The sequence below is a fragment of the Marivita sp. S2033 genome (assembly GCF_046592965.1).
GTDB lineage: Bacteria > Pseudomonadota > Alphaproteobacteria > Rhodobacterales > Rhodobacteraceae > Marivita.
Genome location: NZ_JBISBV010000011.1, coordinates 12721 through 29296, shown reverse-complemented (window position 1 = coordinate 29296; position 16576 = coordinate 12721). Strand labels below are relative to the sequence as shown.

Here is a 16576-nt window from a genome sequence, read left to right as displayed (position 1 = left end):
GGTCTACCACCGCACCAGCACAGCCATTCAGTTTGGGGATCTCACATGACCGACACCGCCAAGGCAGACCGCATTGCAACCGGCGCGGGCTTTATCGCAGCGCTTGACCAGAGCGGTGGCTCGACACCCAAGGCCCTGCGCCTCTACGGGATCGACGACGACGCCTATTCCAGCGAAGACGAGATGTTCGCCCGCATCCACGAGATGCGCTGCCGCATCATGACAGCGTCCGACTTCACATCAGACAAGATCCTCGGCGCGATCCTGTTCGAGCGCACCATGCGCGATACCGTCAATGGCAAACCGGTGCCGGAGTTCCTGTGGAAGGATCGCGGCGTGGTGCCGTTTCTCAAGATCGACAAGGGGCTGGAAGACAAGGCAAACGGCGTTCAGCTGATGAAGCCGATGCCGGGACTTGAGGCGCTGCTGGCAGACGCCAAATCGCTTGGCATCTTCGGCACCAAGGAACGCTCGGTCATCTTCGACGCGGATGCGACGGGCATCAAGGCGAACGTGGCGCAACAGTTCGAGGTCGCGCGCACCGTTTGCGCGGCCGGGCTGGTTCCGATCATCGAGCCCGAAATCGACATCAACAGCCCCACGAAGGCCGAGGCCGAAGACATTCTGAAAGAGGAAATTCTTTCTGAACTCAAAGCGTTGAGCGACGACATGAATGTGATGCTTAAACTGACGATTCCGGATGAAGACGGCCTGTACATCGAACTGGCCGAACACCCCCGCGTCCTGCGCGTCGTGGCGCTGTCGGGCGGCTATACGACCGACGACGCGTGCAAACGACTGGCACGCAACGACAAGATGATCGCCAGTTTCTCGCGCGCTTTGGCAGAAGGCCTGTCGGCGCAGCAATCCGACGCGGAATTCAACGCCGCCCTGGGCAGCAATATCGACAAGATCTACAACGCGTCAAAGTAACACCGCGCAAGGCCGGCGGCGACATAGGTCAGCCGGCCTTTTGCAATTCCTTGACCGTCGATCCATAGCCGCCATGCTTGACGTAATCACGCTCGGACGGCGTGAAATGGCGTGACAACGCCTCGTTTCGATAGGGAAAGCGGCCGAACTGGCGGATGACCTCTCGGTGGGCGCGGGCGTGCAACAAGTTGCTTTTGCCCCCTTGCGGCATCCGATCCAGCATCAGGCGCACACAGCGGTCCTGATCGCACAGGTTTTCCGAATGCATCAGCGGCATGTAGAAAAACTGGCGCGCGGGCTCATCAACCTTCATATCCCAATGTCGGCCAATCGCCTGCTTCGCGGCGGCCAGAGCCAGCTTGTCGGACGCAAATGCCTTGCCCGATCCACGGAACATGTTGCGCGGAAACTGGTCGAGCAGGATGATATAGGCCAACGCGCCAGAGGAATTTGACAACCACTGGTCGTATTTGCCGTTCACGGCATCTTGCCACGCGTCCTCGAACCGCTCTCGAACCGTATCGTCCAGCTTGGCCGAAGCATTGTACCACCCGTCCGGACCGACCTCGTCCAGCCAGAAACTCATCACATCGTCAGGCGTAACCATCTCACTCTCCAGATCTGCTCCGCACTCCTCCACTGTGACTTCAGCCTAGCCAAGATCGCCCCGACCAGACAGTCACAATTCATGTCAGTGCCGACACATGAATAAACTCTTGCAAATCCATTGTTTCTATCCGGTTTTTTCCATCACGCCCGGCTCGCCAGCCTCCTGCGCTTCGGCTTCGGCTTCCGCTTCTGCTTCGGCCGTCTCGATCGCCCATTCCGACGCCACCTCGATCGTCACCGGCGACGCGGTGGGCAGAACGGCGTGATACGGGTTGGTATCGTCGACCGACGGCGCCGCACGTTGGGTCATCCGGTAAACGGCGTAGCCCGCCATCAACATCAACACCACCGAGAGCAGGATGAAATACCCCGGCGGGCCAAAGACCTGCATCGCGTAGCCCACCACCAACGGACCGGCAATGGCGCCAGTGCCGTTCACGAACAACAACCCCGCCGATGCGGATGCCATGTCCTCGTATTCCAGAAAGTCGTTGGTATAGGCGATCAACAGAGAATAGAGCGGGTTCGACAACCCGCCGATCATGAAGGCTGCAAACAGCAAGACGTAGTAATTGCTGCCGAACACCATCCCGACAATCGACGCCAGCCCGGCAAAGGCCGCACAGACCGCGATCAGGATACGACGATCCGTGCGGTCGGATATCCAGCCGAGCGGATACTGGAAAATCAACGCGCCGACATAAAACGACGCCGTGAACAGCGGGATCTGGCTGAGCCGCAAGCCCGATTGCGTGGCATAGACCGCCGCCATGCCGAATTGCGCCGCAAACACGCTGCCCATCAGGAACATGCCGACACAGCCCAGCGGCGACACCGCATAAAGCTCGCGCAGGGTCATCCGCTTGGTGCTGTCAAATGCCGGTGTGGGAGAGATCGACAGCAGGATGGGCGCAAAGGAAATCGAAACCAGCACCGACGGGATCACGAACAGCAAGAACCCCGACGGGTCCGGAATGACCAGCATCCCTTGCGCGATGATGATGCCCAGCATCTGCACGATCATGTAGGCCGACAGCGCCTGTCCGCGATTTTCGTTGGTCGAGGAGTTGTTCAGCCAGCTTTCCGCAGTGACATAGACACCGCAAAAGCAAAAGCCGATGACGACGCGGCCCATCACCCACGCGATCGGATCCTGAAACGTCGGGAACAGCAACAGCGCCGCCGAGACCAAGGAACCTAGCGCCGCAAAGACCCGCACATGGCCGACGCGCCGGATCATGTCTGGCGTCACCCGCGAGGCGATCAGGAAACCGGCGAAATAGGCCGACATCACCACCGACATCTCGACCGAGGAAAAGCCCTGCTCGCTGCCGCGCACCCCCAACAGTGACCCTTGCAGACCATTGCCCAGCATCAGCAGCAACATCCCCAGCAAGAGGGGCCAAGACGTTTTCATGACGCTCAACATGGGCCGGATCCTTCAAGCCTTGGGTGCGATCGCTTTGGATCGGGTTGCCCCCCGCTAGATCAGCAGAGCGGCAGCCGCAATCACATGAGCGACTTTATTTTCACCCTTTCCGGTATGCCCGGCGCATCGGATCACGGAACAAGCAGTGAACTGTCGCCGTATGAGAAGAACCTGTAGCGTTGCTCGATGGCGTGGGCATAGATGTCCTTCACGCGCTCCTGCCCCATCAGCGCCGAGACCAGCATCATCAGTGTCGATTTGGGCAAATGGAAATTCGTCATCAGCGCGTCGGTCACCTGGAATTGGAAACCGGGATAGATGAAGATGTCCGTGTTGCCCTCCCATTTCACGATTTCGCCGGAGCGGGCCGCGCTTTCGATCAGGCGCAATGCGGTCGTGCCCACCGGAATGATCCGTCCGCCGGCTGCCTTGGTGGCCGCAATCTCGGCCGCCGCCTGCATCGACACCTGCCCCCATTCGGCGTGCATCTTGTGGGTCGTCACATCCTCGACCTTGACCGGCAGGAAGGTTCCCGCGCCGACATGCAGCGTCACATGGGTCATCGCCACGCCCCGCGCGGTGAGTGCGGCCAGCAAGGCGGCATCGAAATGCAACGAGGCTGTCGGGGCCGCGACAGCGCCCGCACGGCGCGCCCAAACGGTCTGGTAGTCGTGTTTGTCGCGTGCATCCGCGGGGCGTCTGGCGGCGATATAGGGCGGCAACGGCATCGCGCCCGCCTCTGCCAGCGCGGCGTCGAAATCGTCGCCCTTGAGATTGAAGCGCAAGCGCCCCTGACCGTCCCGGCGCCCTTCAAGGGTTGCCGAAAGATCGCGCGAAAACGCCACCGTTTCGCCATCGCGCAGCTTTTTCAACGGCTTGACCAACGCCGACCACGTCCCGTCGGCGCGTGGCTCCAGAAGCGTTGCCTCGATCCGCGCCTCGGATGGGCCGGCCTGACCAACGCGCCTGCGCACGCCAAACAGCCGCGCTGGGATGACCTTGGTGTCATTGAGCACAAGACGGTCGGTGGGACGCAGGATATCGGGCAAGTCCCGCACGATCCGGTCCACCATCGCCCCGCCCTCGACATGCAAAAGCCGCGCCGAGGAGCGCGGAACGGCGGGCCGGGTCGCGATCAGATCGTCCGGCAGGTCGAAATCGAAATCGCTGAGTTGCATGTCATCCGTCGCTATGCTGTTTTGCAAATCCGCATAGCGAAACCCGACGCGCAACAAAAGTGCACATTTCGCCCTGCCCTCGCGAGAAAGAGCAAAGACGCCTCAGCGCGCATGGAAATGCGCAGGCGGCACTTCCAACTTCCATTCGACCCCGTCAGCACCGATGTCATAGGTGGCCTCTGCGTCCAGGACCGTCGTTGCGTGGCTGGTCAGGACCGTGTGTCCAAAGCCCTTGCTGTCGGCCTTCTCGTGAATGGCAATCCCGGTTTCGCGCCATCGAAACTGAAAAAGACTGTCGTCTTCCTTGACATGCCAGGAAATCGCAACCTCACCGACACCCTGCTTCATGACACCGTATTTGGCGGAATTGGTCGCCAGTTCGTGGATCGCCATTCCGATCGTCTGCACAAATTCCGGTTGCAGGTCCACATGCGGCCCGGCAATCGCGATGCGCTTGGTGTCTTCGGCAGATGTGAACGGCTCGAGGTGGCCCTCCACGACGTCTCTGAGCGAGACACTTGTCCAGGCGTTGTGAACCAAGAGGTCCGTCGATTTCGCAAGCGACGCCAGGCGGGCGCCGAATTTCTTGTTGAAGTCTTCCAGTGAGTCGGTGGAGCGTGCTGTCTGGCGCTGGATCGCCATCACGACGCTCAACATGTTCTTGGCCCGATGGATCACCTCGTTCGCGATGAGGTCGCGCGCACGCTCTGCGTTTCTGACCTCCGAGATATCGCGATGAATGTTCGAGATCGCGATCACCTCTCCGTCGGGGCTGCGAATGGGCGCGCAGCTGATCCAGACGTCGCGCGCCGTTCCATCCTTGGCCACGCGCGTCGCTTCGAAATCATCCAGCCTGCCGGCGATAATCTCATCGCGATAAAAAGCGACTGGCTTGGGCCATGTGTCGGGGTAAAGCACTTCGAGTGAGAGGCCGAGAATTTCGGGCTTCTTGTAACCATAGAGCTTTTCGGCAGCCGCGTTCCATGTGATGATTTTCCCCTCCAGATCAAAGCTGATGACGGCATCGCTGCTCGTGGCAATCAATGCAGCCATCGCGTTGGCCTTGATGTAGGACTCTTCGATCTCTTCGCGCTCGATATGTCTGCGGGTGATGTTGCGGTGCTGTAGAATCAGGTACGAACGGCCGTTCTGCTGATAGCGGTTGGCGGTCAGTTCGAACCAGCGCTTTTCTGTCGGGCTGTCGCAGGGGTATTCGCATCGAAACGTGGTTCCGGTTTGCAGCGTCCTTTCAAGGCCAGCCTTTACGGTCTGGGCTGACGCGCTGGACGGGCCTTGGGCGGATGTGCAAACCGCCAAGTAGTTGCTGTTGATCGAACAGCTTTCCACATCGCCACCGTTTTCGACGCAGAACCTGTCCCACGCCGCATTCACGGCCAGGATGTGTCCAGAGGCGTCAAGTACAACAATCTCGTCATCCAGCGCATTGAGCACGCCAAGTAGGCTGGATAAATCGTTTCTACCCACCGTTGCAGGCATCGAAAATTCCTCGCGCTTGGACGAACAACTCGGTGTCGGCGTATCTCGTTGTGTGTGCAGGATAATACGGAATCCAAAGAGATGCAATTTCCGCTCTGGCTTTGCGATCACTGCCCCGGCGTCGGTGCGGGGCGTCTGAAAATCTCTCGGAACATGCCGGGTGTCAGGGCGGAAAGCGGGTTCACACCGACCTGCGGATCGCTGGCCGGTCCGCGCAGGGTAAAGTTGAAACCGATCAGCCCCTCGCCCTTCCGGGTCAGGAAACTGCCGATCCCGTTGAGGAAGAAGATCGGCGACAGCACGCCCTGCAAATCCAGTGTCGTCGTCGAGAGATTGTACAAGCCGTCCATCGAGATCCCCATCGACGGCCCGGTCGCGCTGGAGCGCGTCAGGGTCAGACGGTCCGGCGTCAGTCGAAACCGCGCCTCGACCTCGGTGAACAGGATGCCCGGACCATCAAGCTGGTCAAGCAGGCCGACGATGCTGATCGCGTCCAGAAGCGACGCGATTGCGGGCGCGTTCCTCAGCCGCGTGTTGGTGACATCCAGCGCCCCGTCATAACTGCCCGGTTGGCCCGACACCGGCACCAGCGCCAGCGACATGTCGCCCCCCGCCACGGTCTTGAGGATACCGGCTTCGCGAAACACCCGGCCCGCGTTGTCGGAGCGGATGCGGAATGCCGTCGATCCCCCCTGCGACACCGCCTCTCCGGTGATCGGAGCCTTGCCGTTGACGCTGGCCGTAAAATCTCCGGTCAGGCCGTTGCGCGCCACGAGCGTGCCGCGGAAATCCTTCAGCTCCACGCTGTTGGAGACCTGCAACCCATCCAGCGCCAGTGTCAGCGGCACCGCGCCTTGCGATGCGGTCCGACCGCCGCCGCCACCGAACGGCGCGTTGCGCAGGTCGATCCGGCCACCGCGAATGGTGACGGATGGTGACGCGCCCTTGCCCCGTCCGCCCAGCGTGACCGGCGCATCGAGCCAGCCGCCCGCGCGCACCCGGTGAAGGTCGATCGCGTCGAGCGAGCCGTCGGCGTTGAGACGCACCGCGCCCCGCGCCTCCAGCCCCGGCACATCGAGCGCCAGCGTATTCACCTGCACCGGACGGCCCAGCACTCCGGCAACCCTGAGATCGCCGGTGCCGCCGCGCGGCAGGCTGAACCCGATGGGCGGCAGCGACAAGCCGATCCCGCTCAATGTCGATGTCAGTTCGAATTCGGGTGGAGTGCCCCGGCGCAGATCGACGCGCAAGCGCCCCGGTCCGGCCCCCGTGACCATGCCCCCCGGCAAGGTCACTCCGAACGCCCTGGCGGCGTCATCGGACAGGGTGACGACCCCGTCAAGCGTGCTGCCGGTCGCGGGCGTGCCGGGTTCCGGGATGGGCAGGATCCACGACCCCTCGAACGGCACGCCGGACACTTCGGCGCGGCCCGAGACGCGCAAGGCTTCGTTGGTCACCTCCACGTCAAGCGCCTGCGCCGTCAGGCTGCGGTTCGGCACGATGGTGTCGCTTGTCACATCGCTGGCGCGGCCGGTGACGTTCAGCACCATGTCAGGCAGGCGGTTGCCGCGTTTCAACGGCAGATCAAGCGTGCCGTCGAACCGGACACGGCCGGACAACAGGTCCACCGGACGCTTGGCCTTTTGCATGATCTCCAGCCTGGGGCTGTCAAGATAGGACAGCAGCGCCTCGATGGAGCCTTCGCCCGCCATTGTCACCTCCCCGTCCGCCGGGCGTTTGGTGGTATCGGGAATGACAAACGTGCTGCCGGTCACGTCGATGGCGCCGCCTTGCGGCGGGATGATCTGGCCCTCGTTCACCCGCACCGCAAAGCGGTTGGCATCCAGCGTCAGCGTGCCTTTACCGTTCTCCACCACCGGTAGGGTGCGGGCATAGCGCACGCTGGCACCGTCGAACGCGGCGTTCAGATAAACGACCGGGCGCGCGTTTTCCTGCGAGCGCAGCGCAAACTGGCCTTTTTGCACCTGCCCGCTCTGGATATTGTCCACCACCCATTTGCGCGTCTTGGGCACCATCGAGACCGGCCACAGCCGCAACAGCGCCTCTGGTGTCAAGCGACCGATCGCGCCGTCAAGCGCATAGGACCAGGCCGCATCCGTCGCCGATACCCGCCCTTGCAACCGCAGCGGCACTTGCGGATCATCTATCCAGACGCGGCCGAGATCGAGTGCGAACGGTTTCAGACGCAGCCGGAAATCGACCTCGGCCGCGTTCAGCGACAGCGGCGCGTCCAGAACGATGTCGGGTGCGATGTCCAGCACCGTGAGCCGAACCTGGCCCAGCATTTCGGACGGGATGCCGTTGCGCAACCCTTCAAGGGTGGCGCGGCCTTCGGCCAACGCGCGCCCCATCGCGCTGTCGACCGACAACTCGGTGAACTCGATCTGCGAGCGATCGGGATCGAAGGTGAAATAGCTGCGCGCGGAGTCAAACGGGATCGGCGGCGTGTCACGGCCCGGTTGCACCACGCCGGCGTTGATCTGAAGGCTGGCGTTGAGCAGACCCAGGCTGCCATCGCCGCGCATCGTGCCACGCAGCGCGCCCGAGATCGGGGCCTTCAACGCACCCAGCCAGGCCAGCGCGGGGCCTTGGGTGGCGATATCCTGCGACGGCATGTCGGTCAGCGACAAACCGAAACCGACCTCGGTCTCGCCGATGGGCGAGGAGGCATCCAGTTGCAATCGCGTCGCCGTGGCGCCGCCGCCGAGCAACGCGAAATCCCCCGACAGGCGCAACAGCGCATTGTTGCGCTCGATCCGCAACCGACCGCCATCCACCGTCCAGCCGCGCCGGGCACGGGCGTCCTCGAACCGCAGTGTCAGGGCATTGGCCTCGACGCTCTGCAACCGCGACAGACGTTCGTCCATCAGCAACCGGTCGATCTGCGCCACCAGTGTCGGCACGTCCGGAGCCTCCCCGTCGGTGGCGAAGGCATCCCCGAGCGCCAGACCCAGCGCGCCGGAGCGGTCGCGTTTCAGCGTCACGATCGCGCCGTTCACGGCGAGATCGCGCAGCACGATCTTGCGCCGGACCAGATCCTGTGCCGCCAGCCCGATCCCGATATTGGACAGAACCGCGACCGGCCCGCCGGACGCCGTTTGCACATCCACGTCATGCAGGATGATCCGGGTCTCTCCATCGCGTTCGATCCGCAGTTGCACGTCGCCAAACAGAACCCGGAACCCCGGTAGCGCGTCGGCCAGGCGAGTTTCGACCGTGTCGCGCACCCAGTCGGGGGCCGACAGGCTGCGTCCGAGCATCGCCCATCCGGTGAGTCCGACTGCCAGCACCAGTGTCAGCACGACGGCCAAGGCCCAGCGTGCCCGACTCCGGCGGTGCGGTGTCAGTGGCGTCTCGGTCTGTTCCGGCGGCTCGGTCACTGGACGCGGCATCCTTTTGGTTTACTCTGTCGGGCCTGGGCAACATGGCACCCTGCCCGTTCTCTTCTAAAGGATACTGCAATGAGCGACACACTGGAATTGGCCCCCGACTTCACCCTGCCCGCGCAGGGTGGCACCGAAAGCGATATCACCCTGTCAGAATTGCGCGGCACACCGGTGGTTCTGTTCTTCTATCCGCGCGACGACACATCCGGCTGCACCAAGGAAAACGAGGCATTTACGGCCCTCGAAGACGAGTTCGGCCAGATCGGCGTGAAGGTGTTCGGAATTTCCAAGGACAGCATTTCAAGTCACGAAAAATTCATGGTCAAACACGCCCTGTCCATCCCGCTGCTGTCGGACGAACATGGCACCGCATCCGAGGATTTTGGCGTCTGGACCGAAAAATCCATGTATGGCAAAAAATTCATGGGCATCGAACGGTCGACCTTTCTGATCGACGCCGAGGGGCGCATTGCCAAGGCATGGCGCAAGGTGAAGGTGCCGGGCCACGCCGAAGAGGTTCTGGAGGCCGCCAAGGCGTTGTGAAACATGAGGGCTCTGCCCTCATACTCCCGAGGTATTTTTGAACCGGAGAAGATCAGGGGATAGCAGGGTCATGGCTGATGCAATGTCACTGAGCGAAATGGCCGTCGATGTGCTGACCACGGCGGACGGGCGGGAAAAGGCGGCGAAGTCGCGCGGTTACGCCGCGCGCTGGTTCGCCGCGCGCGATGCGCAAAGCCCGATCGGGATCGGACAGGCCGCCCCGCCGCTGCGCCCGGCGCGGCCCGACGCGCCTGCCTTGCTGAACCCGCGCGATGTGCCAAAGCGCAAGCCCGGCACACCGCAGGGGCGCATCGCGTTGCTGCATGCCGTGGCGCATATCGAATTGAACGCGGTCGATCTTCACTGGGACATCATCGCGCGCTTTGCGCATGTGAAAATGCCGCTCGGGTTCTATGATGACTGGGTCAAGGCCGCGGACGAGGAATCCAAACATTTCAACCTGATGTGCGATTGTCTTGAAGACGCCGGAAGCCATTACGGCGCGCTTCCCGCCCATGCCGGCATGTGGCGCGCCGCCGAGGATACGGCAGACGATTTCATGGGCCGTCTGGCGGTTGTTCCGATGGTGCTCGAAGCACGCGGGTTGGACGTAACCCCCGGAATGATCGAGATTTTCCGAAAGGCGAAGGACACCCGTGCGATCGAGGCCCTGGAGATCATCTATGGCGAGGAAGTCGGTCATGTCGCCTATGGCTCGAAGTGGTTTCACTTCCTGTGTGGCCGTCACGAGATGGACCCGAAAGATGCCTTTCACGCATTGGTGCGAAAATACTTCAAAGGCGCGTTAAAGCCCCCTTTCAACGAAGAAAAGCGCGCCGAGGCGGGATTGCCGCCGGATTTCTATTGGCCGTTTACAGAGCACGTGACGGAGACCGGATGAGGCCGCGCGCAAGTTGACGTCAGGTTAAACCACGGGAAAATCGGCGAAATGTTGCTCATTCGGCGGCAGGCCGCGCGGCATATAGAATCACAAGGTCAAAAATGTTGCGATTTTCTGAATGTGACGATAGAGCCATAACCGATGCGCGCCCGAAGTCGGGACTACAAGAACTTCGAGGCGCGATAGAGGGACGGGACAGAGGAACATACAGGTGCGCACACGACTTGCGATTAAACTGCATGGCATACTCGAACGATTTTTTCCGGAACGCCGCCTGTTTTTGCGATCCGACACCGACACAAGGTTCATCCGACTGAAATCCGGCACGCAGGCTTTGGCCTTTGGCGGCGCGTCGCTGGTTCTGGCCTGGAGCATCATCGCCACCGCTGTGTTGCTGATGGATTCCATCGGCTCGGGGAATTTCCGCGAACAGGCCCGGCGCGACCTCGAGACCTATCAACTGCGGCTCAATATCCTTTCACAGGAACGCAACACCCGCGCGGCCGAGGCCGTCGCCGCCCAAGAGCGCTTCAACAGTGCGCTTGAGCAGGTATCGGTGATGCAGTCAAAGCTGCTGGATGCCGAAACGCGCGGCGTCGAGCTGGAGACCGGGCTCGAGGCGGTGCAGTTGAAGCTGCGCGATGCCATCCGGGGGCGCGAGGATGTGCGCACCGAACTGGCCGGACTGCGCGGCGACATCGAAGAGGGCAGCAGCGCGCTGGCCTCCTCGGGCGCTCTTGATACGACGACACTCGATTTCCTGTCCGCCGCGCTCGCCCGCACCGCTGAAGAACGCGACCAAGTGGTCGCCGACGCGCAGGACGCCCTGGTTGCCGCAGACGAGATGGCAACCGAGATCAAGCTGATGCAGGAGAAGAACGACACCATCTTCCGCCAGCTGGAAGAGGCGATGACGGTGTCGGTCAAACCGCTCGACAAGATGTTCGAAGCGGCGGGCATGAATCCCGACAAGATTTTGAACAAGGTGCGCAGCGGCTATTCCGGGCAAGGTGGCCCGTTGATGCCTCTGGTGTTCTCTACCCGTGGCGAGGAACCCTCCGGCGATGTGCTGCGCGCGAACCGGCTGCTCAACCAGATGGACAAGCTGAACCTCTATCGCATCGCCGCGCAGAAAGCGCCCTTCGCGATGCCGATCAAGGATTCGTTCCGCTTTACATCGGGATTCGGCTATCGCTGGGGCCGCCTGCACGCAGGCACCGACTTTGCAGGCGCGCATGGCACGCCGATCTATGCCACCGCGGACGGTGTGGTGACATGGGCGGGTTGGCAGTCAGGATATGGTAGGCTGGTCAAGATCCAGCATGAATTCGGCATCGAAACGCGCTATGCGCACAACTCGAAACTCTACGTCGAGAAGGGCCAAAGGGTCTCGCGCGGGGATAAGATCTCTGCTATGGGCAACACTGGACGTTCGACCGGCACCCATCTACATTACGAGGTTCGTGTCGGCGGCAAACCCGTCAACCCCATGATCTACATCAAGGCTGCAAACGATGTTTTCTAAAAGCAAGATAAACGAGCCCGGCCACAAGGCCGACGAGGGTAGCGCGCCGAAGCCGGCCATGCCTGACACATCCCGCCCCTCGGGCGCATCGGATTTCAAGGCGTCCGCGCCGAAAGCCAAGCCTGCTGCATCGACCCTGTCGAGCGACCTGCACATCACCGGCAATCTCAAGACGACCGGCGACATCAATGTCGAAGGCACCGTCGAGGGCGATATCCGCGCGCATCTTCTGACCGTTGGCGAAAGCGCCACGATCAAGGGCGAAGTGGTGGCGGACGATGTCGTCGTCAATGGCCGTGTGGTTGGCCGCGTGCGCGGTTTGAAAGTCCGCCTGACCGCGACCGCGCGGGTTGAGGGTGACATCATTCACAAGACCATCGCGATCGAATCAGGGGCACATTTCGAAGGGTCCGTGCAGCGCCAGGACGATCCTCTGAATGGCGGGAAGGCCAAACCGCTGCCGACACCGGCTCCGGCGAACACCTCGGCGGGCTGACCCTCGGACATCGCAGAAGAAGACAGGCCGCCCTTGGGTGGCCTTTTTTCGTTCTGCGGCCAATTGCAGCTCGCGACATGCCGCAGTTTGGGCGATTGGGGCTATCCGCCCATCCAAGACCTGACGATCCAGTCACGCAACGATTCCTCATCAAGAGACAACAGGAACTTTGCATCGGCGGGATCTTCGAGATGGTAGAAAAACACGATGCGGCTGTTGTCCCGGTATTCCGCGCGAACATATTCCCCATCCTCCGAGCCCGCGCCACCGATTGCCGGGCTGAAACCCATCTCGCGCAAAGTTGAGACCAACCTTTCCAACTGGGCTTCATATGCCGGGGAAAACCGCTCCCAAATCTCGACAGGTTCGGGGCCGGACAGACCCCAGGCGAATGGCTCGTTGTCGCGCGGGCGCGGGAAACTGATATGCGTCGGGATGGCCACGCTCCTTTGATTGTGTCGAACTCACGCGTGTTGTGCGGCCCAATGAGAGCGGATCGTCCCGCTGCTTAGGCTTTGGACAACCATGCGTATATCCTGACACCGACGTAAAACCAAAGCGCCAGATAGGCCAAAAGAAGCACCGCGCCAAGGATGGTGCCGAACACGCCGCCAACCCAGGAGAAAGAAAAGAAGTAGGTTGATAGCGCGTCCACTGGATTGAGGCTTACCGGGTCATTCGACGGTTTTCCCGAGAAACTCAGGATTGCGACGCCGACGAAAAAGCCCAACACGGCGGCCAAAAGGCCGGATAAAATCTTCATGGATTATCCAATATCACAAGGTTCGCACACATCAGCCCGACCTCTGCGTGATGACATTAACTATGTGGTACTGAACGACATTTCAATGTTCGTGGAGCCTGTTTCGGCCCCTTGCCGCCTCGGGAAATGATTTGCTAACTCCGTCGGCCTTTCCAGCCACCGCGCCTGATCGGTGTTTTGGCCGATGCCAGCCCTTCCTCGAGCACCCGCCGCATCGGGTGGTCAGCGCGCGGCTGCCGCGCCAGGAGTCTCTCGATCAGCGCCGGGCTGTCGGCGTCCATCGGCACCGAGAGCGCCCAGTCGAGGAAGATCGAGCGACATTCCTCGTAAGTGATGCCGTCCATCTTGAACGCGTCGGCGATGAGGCCCTTGGGATCTGTGGAATCGCCTTTGCGCACGGCCTACCTTTCCTGATCGACATCGGGGAGGACCGCGTTGATGATCTCGGCGGCGCGGCTGGTTTTGCGGGCCAGCGTCTGTTTCAGATCTTCGATGTCGTACGTGCCGGTGATCCGGCAGAGGAACACCGATCCGGGGCTGGTGTCGTCCTTGGGGGTCAACGTGTCGGCGGAAATCAGACGCGCACCGATCTGGAGCGCCCAGCACAGCTGGTAGGTGTCGCTCAGGTGCTGCGCGTCGTCCTTGCCAAGCCAGCGTTGGGCGGCCTCGTTCAACAGGGCGTCGGGAACCGAATCTGCCGGATGCGCGGCCAGAACGGCGGCGGCTTGCGCGATCAGCTCAATGTCCTGCATCCGTCCCTGGCCGAGTTTCGGATCCCACACATCGCCGTCACCTTTCGCGGCCGCGATCCGGTTGCGCATCATCGCCACGTCGCGCAGCACCGTGGCGCGGTCGCGCGGGATCGACATGACGTCGGCTTGAACCGCGCGCACCGCGTCGCTCACGTCTTGCGGTCCGGCCACCACCCGCGCGCGCGTCATGGCAAGGTGTTCCCAGAGCCACGCCTCGTTCATCTGGTAATTGCGGAACGAGGCCAGGCTGGTGGCGACCGGCCCCTGATTGCCGGAGGGGCGCAAGCGCATGTCGATCTCGTAAAGCCGCCCCTCGGCCATCGGCACGGTCATCGCGGTAATCAACGCCTGTGTCAGACGCGCGTAATAGGGGCGCGGCGCAAGTGGGCGGCGGCCTTCGGAAGTTTCGGCATCGGCCGGGTCATAGATCACGATCAGATCGAGATCAGAGCGTGAGTGCAGCCGTTTGGAGCCGAGACTGCCCATGCCGAGCACGACTGCGCCGTTGCCAGGGCGCGCGCCGTGCTTGCGGGCAAACTCACCCAGCACCACCGGCATCAGCGCGCCTAGCGTCAGATCGGCCAAAGCCGCGTATTGGCGGCCCGCTTCTTCTGCGTCGATCAGGCCGCGCAGCAGATGCACGCCTGTTCTGAAGTGCCACTCCTTGCCCCATCGCCGGGTCGCGTTGAGCTTGTCCTCGTAATCGGCCTCGCGTTCCAACGTCTCGTCCAGCGCCGCCTGCAAGGCCGCCTGCCCCGGCCAGACGGCAAAGAAATCGCCGCCGATCACCGCATCGAACACCGCGGCATTGCGCGACAGGTAGCGGGCCAGTTCGGGCGAGACACCGACGATGTCCACCAGCATGTCGATCAGCTGGGGGTTCGCCTCGAAAAGCGAAAACACCTGCACTCCGGCCGGCAGACCCTTGAGGAATCCATCAAACGCCGACAGCGCGTCATGCGGATGCGCGGTTTTGGCAAGGCGGCTGAGAATCTCGGGCTGGAGACGTTTGAAAATGCCGCTGCCGCGCGCCGATCGCAGCGCCGGATAGGTGCGCCAACGGCCGACGATTTCGGAATTGGCGAGGTCTTCGGGCACATCGGCGGCAGAGCGCGGGGTATCGCTGCCATAGAAGCCTTCGGTCAGTTCGTGCACCTCTTCCAGCCGGTCGTTCAACTGTTTTTGCAATGTCGCGCGGTCGGTGCCCATGAACGCGGCGAGCCGGTCGAACCCCTGCGGGGATTGCGGCAGGTCATGCGTCTGCGCATCGCGGATCATCTGCAACCGGTGCTCCACCTCGCGGTGGGCACGGTAGTGAGAGGTCAGCTTTTCGGCCACATCCGCCTCGGCCCAGCCCTTTTCGACCAGCGCCGCAAGCCCCGCAACGGTGCCGCGCACCCGCAGATCGGGGTCGCGTCCGCCGGCGATGATCTGGCGGGTCTGGGTGAAGAACTCGATCTCGCGAATGCCGCCGCGCCCCAGTTTCATGTTGTGGCCGGCCAGGGTGACCGCACCGCCGAGCCCCTTGTGATCGCGGATGCGCTGAACCATGTCATGGGCATCCTGAATGGCGGCGAAATCAAGATGCTTGCGCCAGACAAACGGCGTCAGCGTGTCAAGAAATCCGTCACCGGCGGCGATATCTCCGGCGCAGGGGCGGGCCTTGATATAGGCGGCGCGTTCCCATGTGCGGCCCAGACTTTCGTAGTAGCGCTCGGCGGTTTCCATCGCGATGCAGACGGGCGTGACGGATGGATCGGGGCGCAGGCGCAGATCAGTGCGAAAGACATAGCCTTCGCCGGTCAGGTCGCTGAGCATCGCGCACATCTTGCGCGTGGCGCGCACGAAGCTGGCACGGGCGTCGTGATAGTCGTCTGGATCGAACCGGGTTTCATCGAACAGGCAGATCAGGTCCACGTCCGAGCTGTAATTCAGTTCACCGGCCCCCATCTTGCCCATCGCCAGCACCACCATGCCGCCTGCCTGATCAATATCGTCCTCGCTCTGGCCGGGAAGCTTGCCGCGTTTGATTTCAGCGCCGATGGTGGCGCGCAGGGCAAGACTGACTGACAGATCGGCAAAGTCCGTCAGCGCTTGCGTCACGGTTTCGAGCGGCCAGACGCCGGCCAGATCGGCCACCCCAGTCAGAATCGCAACGCGGCGCTTGCCTTCGCGCAGCTTTGACGCAAGCGCGTCGGGGGCGGTGCCGCGCAGCGTTTCGGCGACCTTTGGCAAAGCTACGTCGGGGGCGTCAAGCGCCTCTTGCAGCCAGTCGCTTTCCTTTTCGATCAGCGACTTGAGATAGGGGCTGCATCCGGCGGTGCCCTCGATCAGCTTGGCGATATCGCCACTTGCCCAAGGCGTTGCGGCCAGACCATCGGCGCCCTGATCGGGGTCAAAAGCGTGCGGCAGGCGGGTGATGCGTCGGGCGAAATCCATGCCGCTAGATGGGCATGGGTTGGTCGGAAGTGCAATGGGTCAGGCCCCCGCGCGGCAGTGATCCGGCGAGGGTTTTTATGCGTGTCGCCATCTGTCGATGACGG

Annotated in this window: 14 protein-coding genes; 5 read left to right on the top strand and 9 right to left on the bottom strand. The window is 62.2% G+C overall.

What is annotated here, in order from left to right; all coding sequences use genetic code 11:
• The first annotated feature begins 45 nt into the window (after positions 1-45).
• The gene (locus ACGKZZ_RS14940; RefSeq protein ID WP_411224387.1) at positions 46-933 is read left to right on the top strand and encodes a fructose bisphosphate aldolase; all 888 of its coding nucleotides are present in this window, start codon (positions 46-48) and stop codon (positions 931-933) included.
• Positions 934-961: 28 nt separating this feature from the next.
• Here the strand turns inward: ACGKZZ_RS14940 and ACGKZZ_RS14935 are convergent, their stop codons facing one another.
• From ACGKZZ_RS14935 to ACGKZZ_RS14915, 5 genes are all read right to left on the bottom strand, one after another.
• Positions 962-1540 carry a DUF924 family protein gene (locus ACGKZZ_RS14935; protein ID WP_411224386.1) on the bottom strand — a complete coding sequence of 193 codons (579 nt, stop codon included), beginning with the start codon at positions 1538-1540 and terminating at the stop codon, positions 962-964.
• A 126-nt stretch (positions 1541-1666) separates the two neighbouring features.
• On the bottom strand, positions 1667-2971 hold the full coding sequence (locus ACGKZZ_RS14930; protein WP_411224385.1) for an MFS transporter: 1305 nt from the start codon (positions 2969-2971) through the stop codon (positions 1667-1669).
• Positions 2972-3102: 131 nt separating this feature from the next.
• Complete coding sequence (gene queA / locus ACGKZZ_RS14925; protein WP_411224384.1) at positions 3103-4149, bottom strand: tRNA preQ1(34) S-adenosylmethionine ribosyltransferase-isomerase QueA; 1047 nt, start codon at positions 4147-4149, stop codon at positions 3103-3105.
• A 102-nt stretch (positions 4150-4251) separates the two neighbouring features.
• On the bottom strand, positions 4252-5646 hold the full coding sequence (locus tag ACGKZZ_RS14920; protein WP_411224383.1) for a PAS domain S-box protein: 1395 nt from the start codon (positions 5644-5646) through the stop codon (positions 4252-4254).
• A gap of 107 nt (positions 5647-5753) precedes the next feature.
• Positions 5754-9047 carry a DUF3971 domain-containing protein gene (locus ACGKZZ_RS14915; RefSeq protein WP_411224382.1) on the bottom strand — a complete coding sequence of 1098 codons (3294 nt, stop codon included), beginning with the start codon at positions 9045-9047 and terminating at the stop codon, positions 5754-5756.
• Positions 9048-9128: 81 nt separating this feature from the next.
• On the opposite strand from ACGKZZ_RS14915, the gene ACGKZZ_RS14910 reads away from it, so the two are divergent.
• The 4 genes from ACGKZZ_RS14910 to ACGKZZ_RS14895 all read left to right on the top strand — a co-directional run bounded on the left by ACGKZZ_RS14910 (position 9129) and on the right by ACGKZZ_RS14895 (position 12518).
• On the top strand, positions 9129-9596 hold the full coding sequence (locus ACGKZZ_RS14910; RefSeq protein WP_411224381.1) for a peroxiredoxin: 468 nt from the start codon (positions 9129-9131) through the stop codon (positions 9594-9596).
• A gap of 70 nt (positions 9597-9666) precedes the next feature.
• Positions 9667-10497 carry a ferritin-like domain-containing protein gene (locus ACGKZZ_RS14905; RefSeq protein WP_411224380.1) on the top strand — a complete coding sequence of 277 codons (831 nt, stop codon included), beginning with the start codon at positions 9667-9669 and terminating at the stop codon, positions 10495-10497.
• Positions 10498-10708: 211 nt separating this feature from the next.
• A complete protein-coding gene (locus ACGKZZ_RS14900) occupies positions 10709-12022 on the top strand; it encodes a DUF5930 domain-containing protein (RefSeq protein WP_411224379.1) in 1314 nt (437 codons plus the stop codon).
• Positions 12012-12518 (top strand): bactofilin family protein, encoded by a 507-nt coding sequence (locus tag ACGKZZ_RS14895; protein WP_411224378.1) that lies wholly within the window; start codon positions 12012-12014, stop codon positions 12516-12518. The genes ACGKZZ_RS14900 and ACGKZZ_RS14895 overlap by 11 nt, the downstream gene beginning before the upstream one ends.
• A gap of 101 nt (positions 12519-12619) precedes the next feature.
• Here the strand turns inward: ACGKZZ_RS14895 and ACGKZZ_RS14890 are convergent, their stop codons facing one another.
• The 4 genes from ACGKZZ_RS14890 to ACGKZZ_RS14875 form a co-directional block, all read right to left on the bottom strand.
• A complete protein-coding gene (locus ACGKZZ_RS14890) occupies positions 12620-12961 on the bottom strand; it encodes a hypothetical protein (RefSeq protein ID WP_411224377.1) in 342 nt (113 codons plus the stop codon).
• Between the two features lie 65 nt (positions 12962-13026).
• The gene (locus ACGKZZ_RS14885; RefSeq protein WP_411224376.1) at positions 13027-13281 is read right to left on the bottom strand and encodes a hypothetical protein; all 255 of its coding nucleotides are present in this window, start codon (positions 13279-13281) and stop codon (positions 13027-13029) included.
• A gap of 134 nt (positions 13282-13415) precedes the next feature.
• Positions 13416-13679, bottom strand: coding sequence for a hypothetical protein (locus tag ACGKZZ_RS14880; RefSeq protein WP_411224375.1), 264 nt, complete (start codon positions 13677-13679; stop codon positions 13416-13418).
• A gap of 3 nt (positions 13680-13682) precedes the next feature.
• Positions 13683-16472, bottom strand: a complete 2790-nt coding sequence (locus ACGKZZ_RS14875) for a glutamine-synthetase adenylyltransferase (protein ID WP_411224374.1) — start codon at positions 16470-16472, stop codon at positions 13683-13685.
• Positions 16473-16576: the final 104 nt, after the last annotated feature.